Genomic DNA, 20,306 nt, shown 5'->3' with positions numbered 1-20,306 from the left:
CCTTTTTATATCAATTAAGCCAACACTTTCCGCGCCGCTTCCACACCCCAATACAAAGCCTCTTCAAATACCGAATAGCTGCTTAAGTCACTGTGTGCAAACAACAATCCGGCATTTCGGTTTCTGATTTTTAATAAAGCCTCATCGCTTAAATAGCCAGGTTTCGGCACGCTCATGCCATGCCCGCGAACGGTAATGTCAACACGGGAAACGTGCCGCCAAAAGCCTTCGCCGTAAGTGGTAAGCAGATCTTGGGCGGCAAGCTGGAGCAGCTCTTCGTCGCTTGCTTCAAGCAGCTGGCGGCGGACGGCTTGTGGCGTATCGTGGTTGAGCGCGGCATAGGCGGTAAAAATCGTGCGTTCAGGACGGGCAACCCGGATAAACTGGTTGGTCGCAACAACATAGCCCAGTCCTTGGCTGCCGCAAACCACATTGTCCCACGCAAGTTCGCTGTTGTTTTTTTCTTTCGGGAAACTGTGCAGTTCAAAATTGGAAACCAGCCATGGCGCATATTCGGGAATGTCCAGACCAAATCGTTCGGGAGATTCAATAATGCGGGCGGCAACCATCAGCGGCATGGCGGAGATAACGTGTTGCGCGGTGACGGCAACGGTTTCCCCTTTTGCATTATCACGCAGCCACACTTCAATCCGGCCGTCTGAAAGCGGTTTGATTTTGACGGCGGAAGCATTAATTGAAGCAGGTTTCTCCAAACGGATACTACTTTCAGACGGCCATTGCCAGCCTTCCTGCAAACCGGCATGACGGCGCAGGCCTTCAGAAAGATGCGCCAAACCTTCGGGCCAAGTGAGGACGGTTTCTGCATTGTTGCGGGCGGCAAAATAATGCAGACCGGCAAAGGCAGAAACTTGCCCGATGCCTTGTCCGTAATCGTCGCGGCAACAATAATCGAGATACCACAAAAGCTCGGGCGAGTGATAACCTTCCTGATCAAGCCATTGTTGAAACGTCAGATGATCGAGCTTTCGCCATCTCTCATCTGCCGATGACAGCGCAATCGGAATGGCAAAAATTTTCTTACCGTCATCGCCGTAAGCCTGTTTCAGACGGCCTATCAAATCAAAAAAACGTTTGGAATCCGCATCTTCTTTCGGCAATAAATGTTCCACCCATTTATCCTGATATAAGAGGCGCGATTCGAGCGCATAAACCAAATCGGTTTCCCTAAAGCTGCCGTCCGACTGCAAAATACCGAAATCCGCCAGCATCTCGCGCACATACACGCTTTCTTTCGACGGCAAAGCCAAATAATGCGCACCGCTCGGCGCTTTCAGGCCGTCTGAAGACGTATAGGCGGCATTGTTGCCATTGCGTTCAAACCCTTCTGCCAACAATACATCGCGGTGATGATGCTTCGCCAAATACCACAACGCCCCCAAGCCAGCCGCACCACTGCCGAGTATCAACGTATTGCATTCATAACGACGGGTCGGCAGACTGAGTAATTCTCCGTCGCGCAACAAATGCCCCAACGGCAAGCCGACACGGTTAATAGAAACCGGCGGTTTGCGGTTGAGGTACTTATAAGTCTGCCAAGAAAAAGCAGAAGCAGCGCCAAGCGCGGCGGTATAACTGAGAAATTGACGGCGGGTTAGCATGTTTTTGAAATAGGTCGTCTGAAAAAATAAAAGTAAAACGGCACAACGAAGTTAAGCAGATCTCACGTTATTTATGCCCTGTCGAATAACCATGATAAGAGCTGCCGGAATGCGATGAATCGCTGTCTTCAGCTTTGACATAGTTGAACAAGACGGTAAGGAAAATGATGAAAGCAAAGAAAATAATCGTCCCTACCCGTTCTTCTTCGTAATCACGATCGTTTTTATATCTGTCAGAAACCCATATCCATACCAATGCACACAGACTGACCACTATGCCGACCGGGCTACGTAGATGCGGCGACAGCCAGGCCGGAAGGTTGACGATGATAAGAATCAGCATAGCAATGATACGGGCTACATTATCTCTACTCCCAACATTTCTATTGTCGCCCTTCAGCCAGTAAGAGAGCATCTCCTTAGTATCAAAAGACAGGCCAAATGCCTTTCTCATTTGACGGTAAGACACAGGACTGCTTTTACTCCAGACTATTTCATCCCTGCTCTGCTCAGAACACAGAATGACATTCCGGCCATAACTTTTCTTGCCGCTATATTCCTTGTAATGAAGCAAATCGCCTTGTTTGACTTTCCAATAAAAAGCACCAGCCGCCGCCTCGACCTGCCCGCGGTAATGATCAATCAACATTTCACCGGCAGGATTGCCACTTGAATCAAAGTCCGACCATGTATGTAAGGTTTCTGACAGCCGCCAGCGTTTTCCAGACTCAATCAGCCAGGCAAACCCTTGCTGCGTGTTATAAAGCAGATATTCCGTCCAGTATTCGGACTGATTTTGGTTATAGGACGATATCTCGGCAAATCTTACAGCCCCGATAATCAGATATTCTGTATCGTTCAGACGGCCTTTTGTACCTATGGAAAGCGTGAACAAGTTTTCTTGTTCTTTCCTTTGGGCATTTGCCTCCATCAACGCAACAGTATCTTTTGTCGTATTCAAACTGCTGCCGCAAGACTGACATAAAAGGAAAGAAGTAACACCACTTGGCCAATGGACAGGAGCGCCGCAATGAGGGCAGTTTTCAGAAAGAATCTCTCCTTTCAGACGGCCTGCACTTTCACGGATTTCATCATCACTGCGCTTATTTTCCAGCTTCAAACTGTCCAAACTGACTATGTGTCCGAAGTAGGAGTCCATTGGAAAAGTCGAATAATCCAAGGTCAAAAACAAATTGCCCCGTCGCCAGTCGCAAACCTCGCCTGTCGCTTGATTCCCAGATAAATTGAACGGCAATTCGCCTTGCGCATCGGTATTACGGTAATGTATGGTGCGGACGTCTGACGCAATAAAGGTTTGTCCATTAAAGATCAACGAACTGGAGCCGGCTTTCACCGACTTAAAATTTTTCGGCCCCCGTCTCCTCTTCTGGGCAAGTAAACATGTCATCGCATATAAATCGCCAACCTCGGAAAGCCAGCCGGTCTGCCCGTCATCAAACAAGACATACCATTCATTCCATGCGCCGACATCGTAATGCACCTGCAATCGCCCAATCAGCGTAAATTTCCGATCATCAAAAACGCCTCTCGTTCCAATCTGCAACGGACTAAAATCCTCCAGCAACGCAGAATCACGCCCTGAATTGGCAACAAAATATCCGCTCCTCCCCTTACCGCTTCTAGCAACCAGCATACTGTGACAATGGCCACACACGAGCGTCACGGCAGTAGCGGAATATGCCTCCACTGGCGCACCACAGCTTGGGCAATCGGTTTTAAAAAAAGGCGTTTTTTCCATATAACGTCAATATTTCAGTTTAATCAGCACAAGGTTTAAGGCCGTCTGAAAACGGATTAAATATGCTTTCAGACGGCCTGACAGATTTTATTGTTCAACCGATGATTGTATATCGTCCAGTATACCTTCGCCACGTTGCACAACCGTCCAAACAGCCCTTTCAGCCGTCAACTCTCTACACAAGATTTCCTTCACTTTTTCCAATTTCATACCGCCGCAGATAAATGCGTCTATAGCGGCGAAGCGGTGTTCAGGCCAAGTATGGATACTGATATGGGACTCGGCGAGCAGTAAAACGCCGGTTACGCCGCCAGTTCCGCCGAATGTGTGGAAATGTTCGGTCAATATGGTGGCTTCTGCAGCCTGTGCGGCAGCTACCAAAGCGGTTTTCAGACGGACTTCATCTTTTAAGATGGCTTCGTCGCAACCGTATAAGTCCAATAGGCCATGATTACCGGGCATGTGGGTCATTTATGGCCTCCAGAATAACCACTGCCGCCGTAATAGCCTCCGGAGTGCATACGCGAGCCGTCAGAATCGGAAGAGCCGTAGCTGATAATCATGGAGATGACGATGATAATGGTGCTGAAAATGATGTAAGTGATTCTCGACATGTTAATCCTCGTCCTCGTCTTTTTTGCCCATGGTCCACAACAACCAGCATCCTACAAAGATGACGGTAAGTGCAGCAGAGCTGTCGCCGGTCAGAAGCGCAGGGAGATTGACGACAACCAAGATGGCAGTCATTATGATTCTTAATGATTTATCAATACCGTCTGCCGCCATGTTTGCAGTGTAATGCGGAGCTTGGCTGGTCAGATTAAACGCGTCCGCAATCTCCCGATAAGCAATTGGGGCACTTCTAGTCCATGCCATTTCGTGACTGTTTAATTCGGAACCAATCTTACGGCTTTGTCCGTCTCGGTAATCGCTGTAATAGTTCAAATCACCGTTTCGGACACGCCAATAAAACGCTCCGCTGGCAATCCTGACCCGTCCGCCATAGTCATAAAGTTTGCCATAGCCTTGCGGTTGGCGGTTGCGGTCGAGGCGCGGCCAATCATTCAAGGTTTCGGAAATATTCCAACCTTCATCGGCTTCAACCAGCCATAAGAAACCCTGAGTTGGGTTGTAAAGCAGATACTCTGTCCACTGCCCTTCTGGTGCCAATGTATGTTTGGCACCTTTGAACAAGTTATCAAATGTTTCCTGCGCATCTGTTTCTAAATATCGGATTGCGCCGATAACATGAAACTCTTTATTTTTCAGACGGCCTGTCGAGCCGACAGGCAAAGTAAACATCGTATTTTGCGACAAACGCAAATTGTTGGCGGTAATAAGCTCCGCTTTATCTTTGCCGACTGCCAATTCGCTGCCGCAACTTTGACAGTTCAGATGGGAAGTCAGCCCGCTTACCCAATGAATGGATGAGCCGCAGTTAGGACAGTTTTCTGAAGTAATACTACCTTTCAGACGGCCTGCGCTTTCTTTAATTTCATCTTCGTGGCGCGTGTTTTCCAGCTTCAAATCATCTAGGTTTACCATCCGACCGAAGAAGGCTTTGGGTGTTTTGTTGCTGTAATCGAGCGTGATGAAAAGGTTTTCGCAACGCCAGTCGGAAACCCGATTTTCTGTATCCTCTTTCAAAACAAACGGCAATTCGCCCTGCGCGGCGGCGCGTTTCAAGCTGATTTTGCGGACATCGGAGGCAATATAGTGCTTATCTTGAAAAGTCAGCTCACTAAATCCGGCTTGCGTGTCTTCAAATTTCGGCGGATTATCGATTTCGACCGGCATGGTCATCACATACAAATCGCCCGCCTCAGAAAGCCAACCTGCTCTGCCGTCGTCAAATAACGCATACCATTCATTCCACGCACCATCGTCGTATTGCACCTGAAGCCGTCCGACCAAGGTAAAGCGTTGAGCGACAAATGTGCCGCTGGTGCCGATTTGCAGCGGACTAAAATCTTCCAGCAATGCGGAATCGCGGCCGGAGTCGACAACGCCGTTATCTTTCCGCACCAGCATGCTGTTGCAATAGCCGCACACCAGCGTCACGGCAGAAGCAGAATGCGCTTCGACCGGTGCGCCGCAGCTTGGGCAGTCGGTTTTGAAGAAAGGAGTTTGAGACATGGGTTTGCTTTTTCAGAATGGGTTGGGATGTTTCAGACGGCCTTAGCGTTTATATCAACTGGTTTTATCAATGATTTCAGATTAGAAACGAACCAAATCGCCGAACGGACTCAATCAAATGATTCGAAAGGCCGTCTGAAACCTTTTCACAGAAGCAGCTCAACGCTTCTTTGAATGATATTTTTCAGACGGCCTTCAATTGATCAACCAATCAGCTGCTTCAACACTTCAGCCTTGGCTTTATCAAAATCTTCTTGCGAAATCAAACCGCCATCCAGCAAAGACTTGAGTTTCACCAATTTCGCCTGCGGATCTTCGGCAGCCGGCTGAACATTTTGCTGAGCCTGTTGCGCATTCGGCTGCATCATGCCAGACATGGCACCCGCCATCGCCTGACCAATGCCGGCACCTACGCCTAAGCCTGCACCGATTCCGGCAAGTCCGCCTTCATTTTGTGCCGCAAGCGGGATGGATTCGGCGGTTTGATATTGGGTGTAGCGTCCCAAATCGCCGATAACGCCCATCGAAATTTTCTTATCCAACGCAGCCTGAATAGACGCGGGCAAGGAAATGCTTTCAACAGTGAAGTTTTCCAGCGCCAAACCCAGCTTGGCAAATTCCGCGCCAAGTAATTCGCCGATTTTTTGCGACAGCAAAACTTGGTTCGCCGCCATATCCAAGAATGGGATACCGGAGCTGCCAAATGCCGCCGCCAACTGGGTGACTGCAATATTGCGCAGTTGGTTTTCCAAGTCTACGCCGCTGTATTGCGCCGCCACGCCGCTAACTTCTTTGAAGAATTTTGCCGGATCGCTGATGCGGTAAGAATACATACCGAACGAACGCAGTTGCACCGCGCCAAACTCGGCATCGCGCACGGTAACAGGTTGGGACGTACCCCATTTTCGTGCAAGCTGTTGTTTGGTATTGAAAAAATAAACATCCGATTTAAACGGAGACTCAAAAAGCTTGTCCCAGTTTTTCAAGTTGGTCAGCACTGGCAGCGTTTGCGTATTGAGCGTGTAACGCCCCGGCCCGAACACGTCGGCGGTTACACCTTCATCGACAAACATCGCCATCTGCGCCTCACGCACAGTCAGGCTCGCACCGTTTTGGATCTCCTCATCGGCAATCGGAAAACGCCACATCAGCAGGCTGTCATCGGGATTCGGCCATTGAATGACATCGATAAACTGTTTCTTGATAAAGTTGAACATCGCAGTTCCTTATTTGAAGAAGAAGGGATAACTTATGGGCAGTCAGGTCAATTTGCCTAGTCGGTTATATCGCTTATTTTATATAAATATAATGTCATACGATATTAACATTCAAAATGTCTTTATGCATGGGAATAGAGTGGGTTGCTCTATCTATTTTTAGTGTTAAACCCACTAGCCGACCCAGAAACATTAACATATCATTAAAATTCATGCAGACTCTGTTTTACACTATTTTTCTGCTTTTACCTGCGCTATATCATAAAAAAGACAAATATAGGTAGAAAATCATTAAACACCATACCAAGCGTTCACTACACCTGTTAATATTTACCAAATCCTAGAAATTCATCATGCTGTATTGTCAAATTATCACATTGGCTTTCATAAAGTAAAAGGAATTTATATGAAAAATTCTGCGCATTTCTGTTTTGCTGTGTTAGCACTCTCTGCTGCCGTAAGTACACAGGCTGCCCGCCCGGTTGAATTTACCGTTGGTAGCGAATATTACAACGAGACCTATCGCGAATACGAAAAAGATGGTAGTCGCTTAATGCAGCAAAAAGGCAACTTATGGTCTATTAATGCCGGCGTAAAATACCGTTTCAACGATCGCCATGCGGCAAAATTAGAAGGCCGTTATTCGCGCGGTAAAACAGATTACACAGGAAGCATACAATATATAACTGAGGATTATATCGACGATTCAGCAAGTTATGGCTCAGCCACACTCAAAAATGCACCACGTCGCGCATACGATATCCGTGCCTTATACGAATATACACTCCCGATTAACGATCGCTTTAGCATTACTGCCGGAGCCGGCTTGGGACACCGTGTTCTGAGAGACTTAAGCAGCCGCATTGATCCTAATGATTATGACCGCAAAAACCGAACTACATATGCGCAAATCAATACCGGAGTAAATATCGCCCTTCCTGCAAACTTTGAGATATCTCCCCGCATTGCCTACAATCGTGCCGTGAAAGGCCGCCAATATTCTTACGAACCCGACCAGGTAGAAACCCGAATGAAACAAGGCGGCGGACAAGGTATTGAGGTTGAAGTGCCTATATCTAAAAAATTCGCTAACGGCTCCAAAATCAGCCTCGCTCCATTCTATCGCGGCTGGAAAGTTAAAGAATCGAACCTTACCGTTACGGAAGAGTATGACTCATATGGATTGGGATCTATAGAACCTAAAAACCACACCCACGAAGCAGGCGTAAGATTGCAATACTCTTTCTAATTTGATGAGTTTAAGTAGTTAAAACGTTTCAGACGGCCTTGTATATAACAGGCCGTCTGAATTTTTTGATACTTTCCAAATCTCGGCACTACGCCAATACCATCAGACATAAGACATTATCAGTCAAAAAATCTACCGATAATTTCTCCAGGCAGGAGTAAGGATCAGCACATCTTTTGCTATCCAACCGACCATCAACATCAAGTCAAACAAGCAGCGTTCAAAATGCCAATCGAAATGGACACTGCGCCAAATAACGCGCCAACAGCAACATTGTTGCCAATAAGTTCTGCGGTAGCACCTTTAATCATCATGGTGGCGGCGAAATAGACAAAAATCTGAATTACGGCTGCGGCAAGGGCCCACAGGATAAAATCGATGAAGCTGACGCTGTGGGCAATACTTGAAGCCAGTGTCAGACAAAAACCGACCAAAGCGCCGCCAAATGACAAGGCGCAGGCAAGGTTGCCGTTTTTAATCAGGCGCAATTCTTCAACGGGTGTAATCCGCAGATATACGGCAGCAAAAACAACGGTCATGGCGATACCTGCCAACATGTATTGCAGGTAGAGCAGATATTGGGACAGAGAAATACTCACGATAAGATTCCTTGGTTTGCAATAAAGTGATTATGCCATATTTTTGAAGATAAACCCTTCGGAAAATATGGCATTTTTAGAAGCACTTCAGGCCGTCTGAAACGGTCTGATTTTTAATTCATGTTTTATTGTGATAATTGTTGACGATTTTTGTATGTTTATGTAACTATTGCGCACCGCTATTTATTAGAGCAAAGAGGAGAATTATGAGCATACTCGCCGCTATCCGCCCTAAAGAGCCTTTGCGCAATCTGCGCTGGTTTGACATGCTGATTGTGACCGCTATCCTGTTCGGTCAATTTGCCTACCGTTCTACCCAACTTTATATCGCCAGCCTGATGCCGCAAGTGGAAACAGCCGCTGTTACCGAAGAGGCGCGCGATACTGTGGTAACCGGCGTGGCTTATTCTGAAAATATGAGCCTGCAGTTGACGCTGCTTGCTATTGCTCTGATTTACCTCGTTATCCGCCGTTTCGACTTCAAACAGTTGCCGATTCGCTTTAATTTAGGCGTATTGTTTTGGACGCCTGTGATTTTTATCCTGATGGGTCTAACTGCCGATGCGGTAACTTCGTTAAGCGGCGGCTACAATTACTTCACCACTGAAATCTTCCAATACATCAAACCATTATCCATTTTTGACAAATTCGCCGCCCTTGCGCCGATGGCCATCCTCTACTGCCTTTTAAACGGCTTTTACGAAGAATTCTGCTTCCTCGGCCTTTTAACCTGCGTGGAAGACAAATACAAATGGCAGGCATTGGCCTACTCGACCTTGGTGCGCATCTCCTTCCATACTTATCAAGGCATGCTTTGGGCGACCGTTATCGGCGTTGTTTTCGGCTTGATGTACTACTTCTTCTACAAATACAAAGTCAAAAACCTGCTGCCGTTTTTCCTGATTCACGCCTTGGCAGATATCTTCGGCTCCGGCTTCATCTATTTGATTTGCGCTTAATGCCAACGGTTGACTGAATAAACAAGGCCGTCTGAAACATCATTTTTCAGACGGCCTTTTATCCTCTATCGGCTTACTTAATCAAAGTAATTACCACATCTGCATCTTCGGTTGCAACAGCCTCAATCACTGCATCTCCGCCAAACCGCAACACCGAGCCTGCGCCGACCGTATGTTTTTCCTTCTGATTCAAGGTTACGTCAAAGCTTCCTTTTCCAACGGCAAAAATCAGCGTTTTAAAACCTGGATGATCGTGTGGCTTAATCTGCTCCCCTTTCTTCATGTCCTTCTTAACGACCATGTAATTTTCGCCGCTGAAAATCTTACCGTTTTCGGAAGAAACCTCTCCCAAAGGCGCGGCAGAAACGGCAATGGAAAACAAAGCAGACAGCAATACGGCAGAAATATTGGAAACTTTCATGATAAGCCTTTCTTAAAAACAGAACCCCCATTCTATAAAAACCCACTTCATTGTTCAATAATAATTCTCATTTTCCAATAAAAAGGCCGTCTGAAACCCAACGATATTTTTCAGACGGCCTGATTGACCTGTATAATATTTTCTTATTAATAAAATCGCTTTACACACCCATCAAATGGAAACCGTCAGAAAAGATCCGCTCGGCTCGGCATGGATGGTTATCGCCGCGCTCGGCTTTACCGTCATGAACCTCTCCGTCAAAGCCGCCTCTACACATTTCGGCTTTTCCAGCGGCGAGCTGGTCTTTTGGCGCATGCTGGTCTCCACCCTGTTCTTAGGCATCATGGCCAAAGCACAAGGCAACACGTTTTCCACGCCGCATTGGAAAACCCATCTCAACCGCAGCGTCATCGGCACGCTTGCCATGATGTGCACGTTTTATTCCGTCATGCACCTGCCGCTGGCAACAGGCGTCACGCTCAACTACACGTCCTCCATCTGGCTTGCCATTTTTTCATTTTTCATTTTAAAAGAACGAATTACGCTTTATACCCAAGCCATTTTGGTTATGGGCTTTATCGGCGTTATCCTGTTGCTCAACCCATCTTTTCAAGGTGGACAGGAGTTTGCCGCACTGGTCAGTTTGGCAGGCGGCGCCATGTCGGGCTGGGCGTATTTGCAGGTGCGCGAACTCTCGCTTTTGGGCGAACCGGGCTGGCGCGTGGTGTTTTACCTCTCGCTTACCGGCCTGATTATGGGCGCAGTCTGGAGTACCATCACAGGCTGGCATCCGCTGACCGTGTCTTCCCTGCCCTATCTGGCCGGCATCGGCATCTCCGCCATGATTGCACAATTGGCCATGACCCGCGCCTATAAGGTCGGCAAGAAATTTACCGTTGCCTCGCTTTCCTACCTGACCGTCGTTTTCTCCGCCCTATCCGGCGTACTGCTTTTCGGCGATAAAATCACTTGGCAGGAAGCTGCCGGCATGGTTATCATTGTTGCAGGCGGCGTGTTCAGCAGCTTTACTCCGGCCTCAATCAAAAAATTTCTGATGAAGCAATAATTTAACAAGGAGAACACCATGATTTCCATCCGCGAACAATCTTACGGCTTAAACGTAGCGCTGTACAACGAGTTCACTTTGGACGATTTCCGCCAATTGGAAGAAGCCTTGTTGGCCGCAAAACAAAAAATCCATCTGCCCGACATCCTGCTGGATTTGTCCATGCTGAAAGACTTCACCATCGATATGGCGGTCGAGCAAATCAAATTCCTCAACCAACACGAAACTGACTTTGGCCGCGTTGCCGTCATTACCGACGATATCTGGATTAAACTCGGCGCACGCCTTTCCAGCCTCTTGACCAACCAACATCCCAAATATTTCAGCGACGCTACCGAAGCACAGGCTTGGTTGTTGGCAAGCAATTTGAAATAAAGACAAGGCCGTCTGAACACATTACCTAAGCAAATTCAAAACCGCTTAGGCTCAAACAACGACATCACGACATCTGTCAAAGCATCAAAAAGGCCGTCTGAAACCTTGCAACCTGCAAAGTTTCAGACGGCCTTTCATCGTTTTTATTCAAAAACTTACATGACATTCAACACATCAATGCCCAACAACTCCAAGCCTTGTTTCAGCGTATCGCCGGTCAGCTTCGCCAGTTGCAGGCGGCTGTTGCGGGTTGCGCCTTCTGATTTCAAAATCGGGCAGGCTTCGTAGAAGCGGCTGAACAAGGTGGCGATTTGATAGAGGTAGGCGGCGAGGTAGTGCGGATATGCCGTGTCCGCCACGCTTTGCAGCACGTCTTCGAATTTCAGAAGCTCGGCGGCCAGTTGTTTTTCCAAAGGTTCGGTCAAAACGGTTGGCGCATTTGCGTCCCATTCGCCTGCTTTGCGGAACACGCTTTGTACGCGTGTGTAGGCGTATTGCAGGTAGGGGGCGGTGTTGCCCTCAAACGAAAGCATGGCGTCCCAGTCGAACACATAATCGCTGGTGCGGTTTTTGCTCAAATCGGCGTATTTGACCGCGCCGATGCCGACGGTTTTACCGATTTTTCCTGCTTCGTCTGTGCCCAATTCAGGATTTTTCTCTTTCACCAAAGCAGTAGCGCGCTCAACTGCTTCGGTCAGCAGGTCAACCAGTTTTACGGTGTCGCCACTACGTGTTTTGAACGGTTTGCCGTCTTTGCCCATCATCGTGCCGAAGCCGATAAACTCGGCTTTTACATTTTCCGGCAAATAGCCTGCTTTGTGGGAAGTGGTGAAAAGTTGTTCGAAGTGCAGGGCTTGGCGGTGGTCGACGACGTACAGCAGGCGGTCGGCATGAAGCGTGCCGACACGGTAGCGCAAACACGCCAAGTCGGTGGAAGCATAAAGGAAGCCGCCGCCTTGTTTTTGCACGATAAATGCGGCAGGTTCGCCGTCTTTGTTTTTGAACTCGTCCAAGAACACGACTTTCGCGCCGTCGTCTTCGACTGCCAGACCTTTTTTGACCAAATCATCGACCACAGGCTGCAAATTGTCGTTGTACGTCGATTCGCCTGCTACGTCTTCGGGGCGCAGTTTCAAACCCAGCGTGTCGTAAACGGCTTGGGCGTGCGAGAGCGAAATATCGACAAACTGTTTCCACAACGCCAATACGGTTTCATCGCCGCCTTGCAGCTTCACAACGTATTCGCGCGCGGTGTCGGCGAAGGCAGGATCTTCGTCAAAGCGTACTTTGGCGGCGCGGTAAAACTGCTCCAAATCCGCCAGTTCAAACGCGGCATTGTCTTTTTGCTGCTCGACCAAATAAGCGACCAACATGCCAAACTGCGTACCCCAGTCGCCGACGTGGTTTTGGCGGATGACGGTATTGCCCATAAATTCCAACACGCGCGAAATGCTGTCGCCGATGATGCTGGAACGCAGGTGGCCGACGTGCATTTCTTTGGCCAAATTAGGCGAAGAATAGTCGATAACGACGGTTTGCGGTTTGTCGGTTTTCGCTACGCCGAAACGCGCGTTGTTCAAGGCCGTCTGAATGTTTTGGGCGAGAAATTCGGGACGTAGGCGCAGGTTGATAAAGCCGGGGCCGGCTACTTCCGCGCTTTCAATCACGGTATTGTCAGCCAATGCTTCGGCCACTTTTTGCGCCAACTCGCGCGGATTTTGTTTGGCTTTTTTCGCCGCACCCATTACGCCGTTGATTTGGAAATCGCCGTGTTCGGCATTCTTGGTCGGCTGCAAAACAACGGGGCTGTCGGCAATGCCTGCAGCGGCAAAGGCTGCTTGGGCTTCACGTTCGACGGTTTGGTATAAATTCATGTTGTCGGTCTCTATCAATTCAAATCAGGCGGTATTTTAAAAGAATTTCGGGCTTTAAAACAGGGCAAGCTGCAATACTTTTCCAGCGGCTTGTTATATGATTGTATTCTGATTCAACGATTTTGCTGTAAAGGCCGTCTGAAAGGAAAAGCCATGAACCCCCAAAATACGCTTTGTCTGATTGTCGATATTCAAGAACGCCTGTTGCCCGCCCTCTCCGGTGCGGATGAAATGTTGGAACGCTGCCGCCTGCTGATTCAAGGTTTGACGGCTTTGGACGTACCCTTTGCCGTAACCGAACAATATCCGAAAGGTTTGGGCAACACTGTGTCCGCCGTATCGCTGCTTTTGCCTGATGGGACGCCGTTTGTCGAGAAAACCCGATTCTCGGCGTTTTTACCTGAAATTCAGGAAATCTTACGCAAAAACGACATCAAAAACGTCATTTTAGTGGGATCGGAAGCGCATATCTGTATGCTTCAGACGGCCTTGGATTTGAAGGCGCAAGGTTACGCCGTATCCCTGCCTTTCGAATGCACTGCCTCGCGCACAACGGCCAACCGCGACAATGGTTTGGCGCAACTGAGCCGTCAGGACATTATCATTTCCAATGTCGAAAGTATTTTGTTCCAACTGCTCGGCGATGCCAAACATCCGGCCTTTAAGACTATCTCCAAACTGATTCAATAACAGGCCGTCTGAAATGCAATACACCATCCGCCCTGCCCTGCGCCAAGATCTGCCCGCCATCGTCGATATTTACAACAGCACCGTGGCCACGCGCCAATCCACGGCCGATTTGTCGCCGACCACGGTTGCCGAACGTGAAATGTGGTTTGCCGCACACACGTACAAACGCCCGATCTACGCCCTTTACGATACCGACGGCACCGTATTGGCCTGGGGCAGTTTCAGCGACTACCATCCGCGCTACGCCTACCACATCAGCGCGGAAGTCAGCATTTATGTCCGCCACGATATGCGCGGTGCAGGCGTGGGCAAAATCCTGTTGCGGCACATGCTCGAACGCGCACCGTCCTTAGACATCCACAACGTCATCGCGCTTGTGTTCGGCCACAACTATCCGAGCCTGAACCTGTTTCACCGTTTCGGTTTTGAAGAATGGGGGCGGCTGCCGCAAGTCTGCGATTTGGAAACCATGTTGGCAGACGTCGTGATTTTGGGCAAAAGGATTGTGGATTGATCACGACAAAGGCCGTCTGAAAACTGAATTCAGACGGCCTTTTTACGGTAAAACCTTTATTCCGGTTTCTTCGCCAGCATGGTGACGAATTTAAACTGAATCGGATTGCCGAATTCGTCTTTCGCGTGCATCGAACCCAGCTCTTCCTTGTATTCCACCAATTCCCAGTCTTTATAGTATTCGCGCAGCTCGCCTTCGCTGAATTTGAACGGGAACGGCATCGGGCAAGGGAAATCTTCCGTATCCATCGCAGACACGATCAGGTTGTAGCCGCCGGGGTTGGTGTGTTCCTTCATATTGGCAATCACGTCAGGAACGTAACGCGGCATCAGGAACATAAACACCACGGTCGCCACCATATAATCGAAGTTTTCCTGAATATTGGCGGCGTTAAGGTCGTATTCAAACGCGCGGACATTCAACTCTTCGATACGCGCCAGCTCTTCCACGTTTTGAACCGCGTTCGGATTATTATCGACAGCGGTAACGTCAAAACCTTTCAAACCCAGATACAGCGCATTACGGCCCTGACCGCAGCCCATATCCAAAACCTTGCCGACGGGCACGATGCCTTCGGCGGCACGGACGGCCGAATGTGTCGCGCTCATGCCGTATTTCTTATTGAAATAGTCCGCCGCCTCGCAGTAAAACGACAGTTGGATTTCCGTGTCTTGCGTTTGCGGCGCGATAAAGTGCCATGCTTGCGGATGGATAATCCAATCATCGCTTTCAGGCGTCAGCTCGTGCGTGGCCGTAATGTTGCCTGCTTCGTCCACTTCATTGAAGTTCAGACGGCCTTGGAGGACATTGAGGCAGCCCCAAGTACCGGCAGCGGTATTGTGTTTGGACAACAAAGCTTCGGGAATCTCGTCCGCCGTCCACACCGGCATCTGTTTGTAACAAAACAATTCTTGCTGTTCGCTCATCATATTTCCTTTCTATTTTGACGGTTTCAACACAGCTTCTGCCAAGGCTTTTTGAATGGCAATCACGCTCTTGTCGCTTTTAAACTGCAAGGTTTCAGTCGGCACTTCGCTGGAAGAAACCCAAATCTTCAGCTCGGCATCCAAATCGAAATGACCCGAGGTTTCCACCGAAAAGCGCGATACGGAACGATACGGAATCGAACGGTAAGACACTTTCTTGCCGGTCAAACCCTGCTTGTCCACCAACACCAGCCGATATTCGGTAAACACAATCAAATCGCGCACCAGGCTGAATGCCATTTTTACCTGTTCGCCATCAATCAGGATATTCGCCAAATCGCGTTCCACCGCATCGGCGTCTTTTTGCGAAGCATTGCCCAAAAGGCCGCTGAACAATCCCATATCTGCCTGCTTTCTATACGAGTGATAAGTGCAGGGTATTTTACACGCGCAAACCGTATTTGCCGATATTTCAGACGGCCTTATGTTATGATACCGCCTTATTCGACAAAGACATGCCCATGGATAAACCCGTTTACCTCTACACAGACGGCGCATGCAAAGGCAACCCCGGCGCAGGCGGCTGGGGTGTATTTATGCGCTACGGCACGCACGAAAAAGAACTGTTCGGCGGCGAAGCCGAAACCACCAACAACCGCATGGAGCTGACCGCCGTCATCGAAGGACTGAAATCTCTAAAACGCCGCTGCCAAGTCGTCATCTACACCGACTCGCAATACGTCAAAAACGGCATGGAAAGCTGGATACACGGTTGGAAAAAAAACGGCTGGAAAACCGCCGCCAAAAAACCGGTTAAAAACGACGATTTATGGAAAGAGCTGGATAGTCTGGTTCAACAGCACGATGTCCGCTGGACGTGGGTCAAAGGCCACGCCGGACACCCTGAAAACGAAAAAGCCGACGAGCTCGCTAATCAAGGGGCGGCAAAATTTGCATAACACTTCACCCATGACTGTACTCAAATATCTCAAACCATTCTTTTGGATTGCTATCATTGCATTGATTTGTGTGACACCAAAAGCACTTATGTTCGCCTATTCGCCCTTTCATGATGTCAATGATTATTTTAACTTTGGATTGTGCGATCACATTGAGAGTGCCGAAGAATGTGACGACTTAATCACGCCTTCCTATTTATTTTGGTGGTTTATACCCAAACCGTGGCTTTTCGCATTCATCACGCTGACTGCTATTTACCTCATTCTAAAAATCCTGATTGAAATCATCCGATTCCTATTCAGACTGAGAAAGAAAAACCCATGACCTGCCCCATCTGCACTGCCGACAACGAAGACATTTTGCTGCAAACGCCCAATCTGCACGTTATCGCCGTCCACAACGAAGCCGGCGCACCGGCATTCTGCCGCGTTATTTGGAATGACCATGTTTCCGAGATGACCGACCTTTCCCCTGCCGAACGCAACGAAATCATGGAAATGGTGTATCAGGTTGAAGCCGCAATGCGCCAAGTCTTCCGCCCGGCCAAAATCAATCTGGCCAGCCTCGGCAATGTTGTGCCCCACCTGCATTGGCACGTCATCGCCCGCTTTGAAAACGACGCCAACTTCCCCGCGCCGATTTGGGCCGCGCCCGTCCGCGAACACGGTATGGCCTTGCCCGAAAATTGGCCGGAACAAATTAAAAACTTAATCGCTTAAACTTTCAGACGGCCTGTAAGGCCCGACACGCCAAGTTCAGGCCGTCTGAACATATAACGAAAGGAAAACCTCAATGAACTCCACCACGCGCCGCCATTTCCTGCGTACCTGCTCTGCCGCGGCAGGCGCAGGGTTGTTGCAAGCCTGCGGCACAGGCACGACCACCACGCCGCAAACCAAAACCACTTCTACCACCGCAAAAGCCAAAACCGTGCAACCTAAGCAATCCCATCCGCCACGTTCCGGCGACAACCTCCTGCGCGTTGTTGCGCCGTCAGGCTTCGCCGAAGACCCCAACCGCGTGACCCCCGGCCTGACCCGCCTCTACAACGCAGGCTTTACCGTGACCAACCAACAAGCAGGCAGCCGCCGTTACCAACGCTTTGCCGGCAGCGATGCCCAACGCGCCGCCGACTTCCAAGACGTTGCCAACGGCCGCGTCGAAACGCCTAAAGTCTTGATGGGCCTGCGCGGCGGCTACGGCGCGGCACGCATCCTGCCGCAAATTGACTTTGCCTCACTCGGCGCCAGAATGCGCGAACGCGGCACATTATTCTTCGGTTTCAGCGACGTGTGCGCCGTCCAACTCGCCCTGTTGACCAAAGGCAATATGATGAGCTTTGCAGGCCCGATGGTGTACAGCGAATTCGGCAAAGCAGACCCCAGCGTCTTTACCATGGATTCTTTCATTCGCGGCACGACCAACAACGTCAACATCGTTGATGTTCCGACCATCCAACGTGCCGATGTCAACGTCGAAGGCACATTGTGGGGCGGCAACCTCAGCGTTCTCGCCTCCCTTGCCGGTACGCCTTATATGCCTGATATTCAAGGCGGCATCCTCTTTATCGAAGACGTCAGCGAGCAACCCTACCGCATCGAGCGCATGCTCAACACGCTTTATCTGTCAGGTGTTTTGCAAAAACAACGCGCCATCATCTTCGGCGATTTCCGCATGGGCACCATCCGCGACGTGTACGACTCCAGCTACGATTTCTCCGCCGTCGTCAACCACATTTCTCGTACCGCCAAGATTCCTGTGTTGACCGGCTTCCCATTCGGCCACATTACCAACAAAACCACTTTCCCTTTGGGCGCGCATGCCAAAGTCCGCAGTACCGGCAACGGCGGTTATTCCGTAACCTTCAGTGGCTATCCTACGCTGAACCCGTCCGCGCTGACACTCGACAGCCTGCTGCCGCCTCCTGTTCCGACTTACGACAGCACCATCTACCGCGACAGCATTACTGAAGAAGTGACCGAATAAGGCTTGTTCAAATAAAAAGGCCGTCTGAAACCCAGTTTCAGACGGCCTTTTTATCTTCATCTTAACCGTAACGTCGTTGAAAATCTTTCATAAAGTCGGCCAACGCGTTCACGCCTTCAAGCGGCATCGCATTGTAAATGCTGGCACGCATACCGCCGACGGTTTTATAGCCCTTAAGCAGGCACAAGCCCTGCAACTCGGCTTCCAACACAAAGCGGCGGTCCAAGTCTTCGCTTGCGGTTTTGAAGACCACGTTCATTTTGGAGCGTGCATCAGGATGGATATCGTTGATGTAAAAACCGCCGCTGCCATCTATCGTCTCATACAAGGTGTGCGCCTTTATTCGATTGACCGCTTCAATTTTTTTCACACCGCCCTGTGTTTGCAGCCAGCGGAATACCAAGCCCGACATATAAATCGCATAAGTGGAAGGCGTGTTGTACATACCGTCGCGGTTGATGTGCGAACAGTAGTTGAACACATCGGGAATATCGTTCGGACAACGCTCCAGCAAATCCTCGCGGATAATGACCACGGTTGCACCGGCAGGGCCGATATTTTTTTGTGCGCCTGCATAAATCAAGCCGTAATCGGACACATCAAACTCACGCGACAAAATCTCGCTCGACATATCGCACACCAACGGCGGCAGGCCGTCTGAAAGTTTGGGGACGTTTTGATACTGCAAGCCGTTTACGGTTTCATTAATCGCAAAATGAACAAACGCAGAATTCGGGTTGATATCCCAATCCTCAACCGCAGGCAGGTTTTTATAGGCATATTGCTCGCCGCCATGCGCGGCCAAACGGATTTCGGCATTGCTCAAACGGCTCATCTGCTCATAGGCAATACGGCTCCAGTTGCCCGTTACCACCGCGTCGGCAGTCGCAAAACCGTGCGCCAAATTCATGGCCACCATATTAAATTGCGTGGTCGCGCCGCCCTGTAAAAACAGGATTTTATAATTGGACGGAATATTCAAAAGCTGGCGCAAATCTTGTTCGGCATGATGCAGAATACTCAAAAACATATCCGAACGGTGGCTCATCGCCATCACGGGAAAGCCCGTACCGTTGTAGTCGAGCATTTCCTGTTGCGCGGTACGCAATACCGCTTCCGGCAATACGGCAGGACCGGCGGAAAAATTGTAAATCGGGTGTGCAGACATTGCAGCCTTCTTTCTTATTCGGTGGGTATGAAGAAATTGTAGAACCGCCTTGCACATTGTGCAAGCACGAAAAATCCGGAAATACAAGGCCGCCTGAAAATAAAGAAATACCAATTATTTGTTTTTCAAAAAAATTTCAAAAACACTACATCAAAACTTGTCAACAATTTCCTTTTCAGACGGCCTCAACCCTATCCTTTACATTTAAGCAATCACTTCAAAAAATCCACGCCAAATCAACACTTTTCTTTTATCTTGAAAACAGTTATAATAGGCCAATTTTTCAAATCACACGAAAAATGGCCGCGCGGCCATTTTTTTGTTTATGTACTTCTGGAGAAGCATGGATATTCAAAGCATTCTTGATAAAACCCTGCCCGGCTTGGGCTACGAGCTGGTCGATTTCGAACTGACCGCACAAGGCGATTTGCGCGTTTTCATCGATAAAGAAGGCGGCATCACCGTTGAAGACTGCGCCACTGTCAGCAACCATCTGAGCCGCGTGTTTATGGTTGAAGACATCGACTACAAACGTTTGGAAATCTCCAGCCCGGGCCTTGACCGTCCGCTGAAAAAAGCCGCCGACTTCGTGCGCTTTGCCGGCCAGAACGCCAAAATCAAAACACGCCTGCCGATTGATGGTCAGAAAAACTTCATCGGCCGCATCGAATCTTGCGAAAACGACATCGTTACCGTCTCTTTCGACGGCAAAACTGCCCAAATCGAATTGAGCAATATCGACAAAGCCCGTTTGCGCCCCGAATTTAAATTTTAAAAACCGATTACTT

The 20,306-nt window shown here is 49.2% G+C and carries 23 protein-coding genes; 11 read left to right on the top strand and 12 right to left on the bottom strand.

What is annotated here, in order from left to right; genetic code table 11:
- Positions 1–14 precede the first annotated feature (14 nt).
- The 6 genes from HMPREF2560_RS09340 to HMPREF2560_RS09320 form a co-directional block, all read right to left on the bottom strand.
- A complete protein-coding gene (locus tag HMPREF2560_RS09340) occupies positions 15–1,619 on the bottom strand; it encodes an NAD(P)-binding protein (protein WP_070607991.1) in 1,605 nt (534 codons plus the stop codon).
- Positions 1,620–1,686: 67 nt separating this feature from the next.
- Positions 1,687–3,378, bottom strand: coding sequence for a DUF4178 domain-containing protein (locus HMPREF2560_RS09335; RefSeq protein ID WP_070607993.1), 1,692 nt, complete (start codon positions 3,376–3,378; stop codon positions 1,687–1,689).
- Between the two features lie 87 nt (positions 3,379–3,465).
- On the bottom strand, positions 3,466–3,849 hold the full coding sequence (gene speD / locus HMPREF2560_RS09330; protein ID WP_070607994.1) for an adenosylmethionine decarboxylase: 384 nt from the start codon (positions 3,847–3,849) through the stop codon (positions 3,466–3,468).
- A complete protein-coding gene (locus HMPREF2560_RS11285; protein WP_162837292.1) occupies positions 3,846–3,992 on the bottom strand; it encodes a hypothetical protein in 147 nt (48 codons plus the stop codon). The genes speD and HMPREF2560_RS11285 overlap by 4 nt, the downstream gene beginning before the upstream one ends.
- 1 nt (position 3,993) lies before the next feature.
- Positions 3,994–5,514, bottom strand: a complete 1,521-nt coding sequence (locus tag HMPREF2560_RS09325; RefSeq protein WP_283116388.1) for a DUF4178 domain-containing protein — start codon at positions 5,512–5,514, stop codon at positions 3,994–3,996.
- A 203-nt stretch (positions 5,515–5,717) separates the two neighbouring features.
- Entirely contained in the window at positions 5,718–6,731 is a 1,014-nt protein-coding gene (locus tag HMPREF2560_RS09320) for an SPFH domain-containing protein (protein ID WP_070607995.1), read from the bottom strand.
- A 406-nt stretch (positions 6,732–7,137) separates the two neighbouring features.
- Between HMPREF2560_RS09320 and HMPREF2560_RS09315 the strand changes: the two genes are divergently transcribed.
- Positions 7,138–7,980 (top strand): outer membrane beta-barrel protein, encoded by an 843-nt coding sequence (locus HMPREF2560_RS09315; protein WP_070607997.1) that lies wholly within the window; start codon positions 7,138–7,140, stop codon positions 7,978–7,980.
- 200 nt (positions 7,981–8,180) lie between these two features.
- On the opposite strand, the gene HMPREF2560_RS09310 is transcribed toward HMPREF2560_RS09315, so the two are convergent.
- Complete coding sequence (locus HMPREF2560_RS09310; RefSeq protein ID WP_039861961.1) at positions 8,181–8,579, bottom strand: DUF350 domain-containing protein; 399 nt, start codon at positions 8,577–8,579, stop codon at positions 8,181–8,183.
- Between the two features lie 206 nt (positions 8,580–8,785).
- On the opposite strand from HMPREF2560_RS09310, the gene HMPREF2560_RS09305 reads away from it, so the two are divergent.
- Positions 8,786–9,538, top strand: coding sequence for a CPBP family glutamic-type intramembrane protease (locus HMPREF2560_RS09305; protein WP_070873834.1), 753 nt, complete (start codon positions 8,786–8,788; stop codon positions 9,536–9,538).
- 73 nt (positions 9,539–9,611) lie between these two features.
- Here the strand turns inward: HMPREF2560_RS09305 and HMPREF2560_RS09300 are convergent, their stop codons facing one another.
- Positions 9,612–9,959 (bottom strand): cupin domain-containing protein, encoded by a 348-nt coding sequence (locus HMPREF2560_RS09300; RefSeq protein WP_070608001.1) that lies wholly within the window; start codon positions 9,957–9,959, stop codon positions 9,612–9,614.
- A 175-nt stretch (positions 9,960–10,134) separates the two neighbouring features.
- Here HMPREF2560_RS09300 and HMPREF2560_RS09295 point away from each other — a divergent pair, with 175 nt between their 5' ends.
- Positions 10,135–11,025: a DMT family transporter gene (locus HMPREF2560_RS09295; RefSeq protein ID WP_070608002.1), complete on the top strand. Its 891-nt coding sequence runs from the start codon at positions 10,135–10,137 to the stop codon at positions 11,023–11,025.
- Between the two features lie 18 nt (positions 11,026–11,043).
- Positions 11,044–11,400 (top strand): SpoIIAA family protein, encoded by a 357-nt coding sequence (locus HMPREF2560_RS09290; protein WP_003745709.1) that lies wholly within the window; start codon positions 11,044–11,046, stop codon positions 11,398–11,400.
- Positions 11,401–11,555: 155 nt separating this feature from the next.
- On the opposite strand, the gene argS is transcribed toward HMPREF2560_RS09290, so the two are convergent.
- The gene (argS, locus tag HMPREF2560_RS09285; RefSeq protein ID WP_070608004.1) at positions 11,556–13,274 is read right to left on the bottom strand and encodes an arginine--tRNA ligase; all 1,719 of its coding nucleotides are present in this window, start codon (positions 13,272–13,274) and stop codon (positions 11,556–11,558) included.
- Between the two features lie 153 nt (positions 13,275–13,427).
- Here argS and HMPREF2560_RS09280 point away from each other — a divergent pair, with 153 nt between their 5' ends.
- Together HMPREF2560_RS09280 and HMPREF2560_RS09275 are read left to right on the top strand one after the other, a co-directional pair.
- Positions 13,428–13,964 carry an isochorismatase family protein gene (locus HMPREF2560_RS09280; RefSeq protein ID WP_070608006.1) on the top strand — a complete coding sequence of 179 codons (537 nt, stop codon included), beginning with the start codon at positions 13,428–13,430 and terminating at the stop codon, positions 13,962–13,964.
- A gap of 13 nt (positions 13,965–13,977) precedes the next feature.
- Entirely contained in the window at positions 13,978–14,478 is a 501-nt protein-coding gene (locus HMPREF2560_RS09275; RefSeq protein WP_070608007.1) for a GNAT family N-acetyltransferase, read from the top strand.
- A gap of 56 nt (positions 14,479–14,534) precedes the next feature.
- Here the strand turns inward: HMPREF2560_RS09275 and tehB are convergent, their stop codons facing one another.
- Both tehB and HMPREF2560_RS09265 read right to left on the bottom strand, forming a co-directional pair.
- Positions 14,535–15,404, bottom strand: a complete 870-nt coding sequence (gene tehB / locus HMPREF2560_RS09270) for an SAM-dependent methyltransferase TehB (RefSeq protein WP_070608010.1) — start codon at positions 15,402–15,404, stop codon at positions 14,535–14,537.
- Between the two features lie 12 nt (positions 15,405–15,416).
- Positions 15,417–15,806: a PH domain-containing protein gene (locus HMPREF2560_RS09265; protein ID WP_049323867.1), complete on the bottom strand. Its 390-nt coding sequence runs from the start codon at positions 15,804–15,806 to the stop codon at positions 15,417–15,419.
- 119 nt (positions 15,807–15,925) lie between these two features.
- Here HMPREF2560_RS09265 and rnhA point away from each other — a divergent pair, with 119 nt between their 5' ends.
- From rnhA to HMPREF2560_RS09245, 4 genes are all read left to right on the top strand, one after another.
- The gene (gene rnhA, locus HMPREF2560_RS09260) at positions 15,926–16,363 is read left to right on the top strand and encodes a ribonuclease HI (protein WP_070608012.1); all 438 of its coding nucleotides are present in this window, start codon (positions 15,926–15,928) and stop codon (positions 16,361–16,363) included.
- 10 nt (positions 16,364–16,373) lie between these two features.
- Complete coding sequence (locus HMPREF2560_RS09255; RefSeq protein WP_070608014.1) at positions 16,374–16,688, top strand: hypothetical protein; 315 nt, start codon at positions 16,374–16,376, stop codon at positions 16,686–16,688.
- Complete coding sequence (locus HMPREF2560_RS09250; RefSeq protein WP_070608016.1) at positions 16,685–17,083, top strand: HIT family protein; 399 nt, start codon at positions 16,685–16,687, stop codon at positions 17,081–17,083. Before HMPREF2560_RS09255 ends, HMPREF2560_RS09250 begins: the two co-directional genes overlap by 4 nt.
- Positions 17,084–17,156: 73 nt before the next feature.
- A complete protein-coding gene (locus HMPREF2560_RS09245) occupies positions 17,157–18,350 on the top strand; it encodes an LD-carboxypeptidase (RefSeq protein ID WP_070873833.1) in 1,194 nt (397 codons plus the stop codon).
- 61 nt (positions 18,351–18,411) lie between these two features.
- On the opposite strand, the gene serC is transcribed toward HMPREF2560_RS09245, so the two are convergent.
- Positions 18,412–19,518 (bottom strand): phosphoserine transaminase, encoded by a 1,107-nt coding sequence (gene serC, locus HMPREF2560_RS09240; RefSeq protein WP_070608020.1) that lies wholly within the window; start codon positions 19,516–19,518, stop codon positions 18,412–18,414.
- Positions 19,519–19,861: 343 nt separating this feature from the next.
- On the opposite strand from serC, the gene rimP reads away from it, so the two are divergent.
- Complete coding sequence (rimP, locus tag HMPREF2560_RS09235) at positions 19,862–20,293, top strand: ribosome maturation factor RimP (protein ID WP_003685973.1); 432 nt, start codon at positions 19,862–19,864, stop codon at positions 20,291–20,293.
- Positions 20,294–20,306 lie beyond the last annotated feature (13 nt).

The sequence above is a fragment of the Neisseria sp. HMSC078H04 genome (assembly GCF_001838135.1).
In the GTDB taxonomy this organism is placed as follows: Bacteria; Pseudomonadota; Gammaproteobacteria; order Burkholderiales; family Neisseriaceae; genus Neisseria.
The sequence above is the reverse complement of the archived record's forward strand: the minus strand, read 5'-3'. Positions and strand labels throughout refer to the sequence as shown.

Excerpts from the sequence above, each read along its gene's own strand:
- HMPREF2560_RS09340 (WP_070607991.1), bottom strand. The coding sequence starts at position 1,619 with ATGCTAACCCGCCGTCAATTTCTCAGTTATACCGCCGCGCTTGGCGCT.
- HMPREF2560_RS09335 (WP_070607993.1), bottom strand. The coding sequence starts at position 3,378 with ATGGAAAAAACGCCTTTTTTTAAAACCGATTGCCCAAGCTGTGGTGCG.
- speD (WP_070607994.1), bottom strand. The coding sequence starts at position 3,849 with ATGACCCACATGCCCGGTAATCATGGCCTATTGGACTTATACGGTTGC.
- HMPREF2560_RS11285 (WP_162837292.1), bottom strand. The coding sequence starts at position 3,992 with ATGTCGAGAATCACTTACATCATTTTCAGCACCATTATCATCGTCATC.
- HMPREF2560_RS09325 (WP_283116388.1), bottom strand. The coding sequence starts at position 5,514 with ATGTCTCAAACTCCTTTCTTCAAAACCGACTGCCCAAGCTGCGGCGCA.
- HMPREF2560_RS09320 (WP_070607995.1), bottom strand. The coding sequence starts at position 6,731 with ATGTTCAACTTTATCAAGAAACAGTTTATCGATGTCATTCAATGGCCG.
- HMPREF2560_RS09315 (WP_070607997.1), top strand. The coding sequence starts at position 7,138 with ATGAAAAATTCTGCGCATTTCTGTTTTGCTGTGTTAGCACTCTCTGCT.
- HMPREF2560_RS09305 (WP_070873834.1), top strand. The coding sequence starts at position 8,786 with ATGAGCATACTCGCCGCTATCCGCCCTAAAGAGCCTTTGCGCAATCTG.
- HMPREF2560_RS09300 (WP_070608001.1), bottom strand. The coding sequence starts at position 9,959 with ATGAAAGTTTCCAATATTTCTGCCGTATTGCTGTCTGCTTTGTTTTCC.
- HMPREF2560_RS09295 (WP_070608002.1), top strand. The coding sequence starts at position 10,135 with ATGGAAACCGTCAGAAAAGATCCGCTCGGCTCGGCATGGATGGTTATC.
- HMPREF2560_RS09290 (WP_003745709.1), top strand. The coding sequence starts at position 11,044 with ATGATTTCCATCCGCGAACAATCTTACGGCTTAAACGTAGCGCTGTAC.
- argS (WP_070608004.1), bottom strand. The coding sequence starts at position 13,274 with ATGAATTTATACCAAACCGTCGAACGTGAAGCCCAAGCAGCCTTTGCC.
- HMPREF2560_RS09280 (WP_070608006.1), top strand. The coding sequence starts at position 13,428 with ATGAACCCCCAAAATACGCTTTGTCTGATTGTCGATATTCAAGAACGC.
- HMPREF2560_RS09275 (WP_070608007.1), top strand. The coding sequence starts at position 13,978 with ATGCAATACACCATCCGCCCTGCCCTGCGCCAAGATCTGCCCGCCATC.
- tehB (WP_070608010.1), bottom strand. The coding sequence starts at position 15,404 with ATGAGCGAACAGCAAGAATTGTTTTGTTACAAACAGATGCCGGTGTGG.
- HMPREF2560_RS09265 (WP_049323867.1), bottom strand. The coding sequence starts at position 15,806 with ATGGGATTGTTCAGCGGCCTTTTGGGCAATGCTTCGCAAAAAGACGCC.
- rnhA (WP_070608012.1), top strand. The coding sequence starts at position 15,926 with ATGGATAAACCCGTTTACCTCTACACAGACGGCGCATGCAAAGGCAAC.
- HMPREF2560_RS09255 (WP_070608014.1), top strand. The coding sequence starts at position 16,374 with ATGACTGTACTCAAATATCTCAAACCATTCTTTTGGATTGCTATCATT.
- HMPREF2560_RS09250 (WP_070608016.1), top strand. The coding sequence starts at position 16,685 with ATGACCTGCCCCATCTGCACTGCCGACAACGAAGACATTTTGCTGCAA.
- HMPREF2560_RS09245 (WP_070873833.1), top strand. The coding sequence starts at position 17,157 with ATGAACTCCACCACGCGCCGCCATTTCCTGCGTACCTGCTCTGCCGCG.
- serC (WP_070608020.1), bottom strand. The coding sequence starts at position 19,518 with ATGTCTGCACACCCGATTTACAATTTTTCCGCCGGTCCTGCCGTATTG.
- rimP (WP_003685973.1), top strand. The coding sequence starts at position 19,862 with ATGGATATTCAAAGCATTCTTGATAAAACCCTGCCCGGCTTGGGCTAC.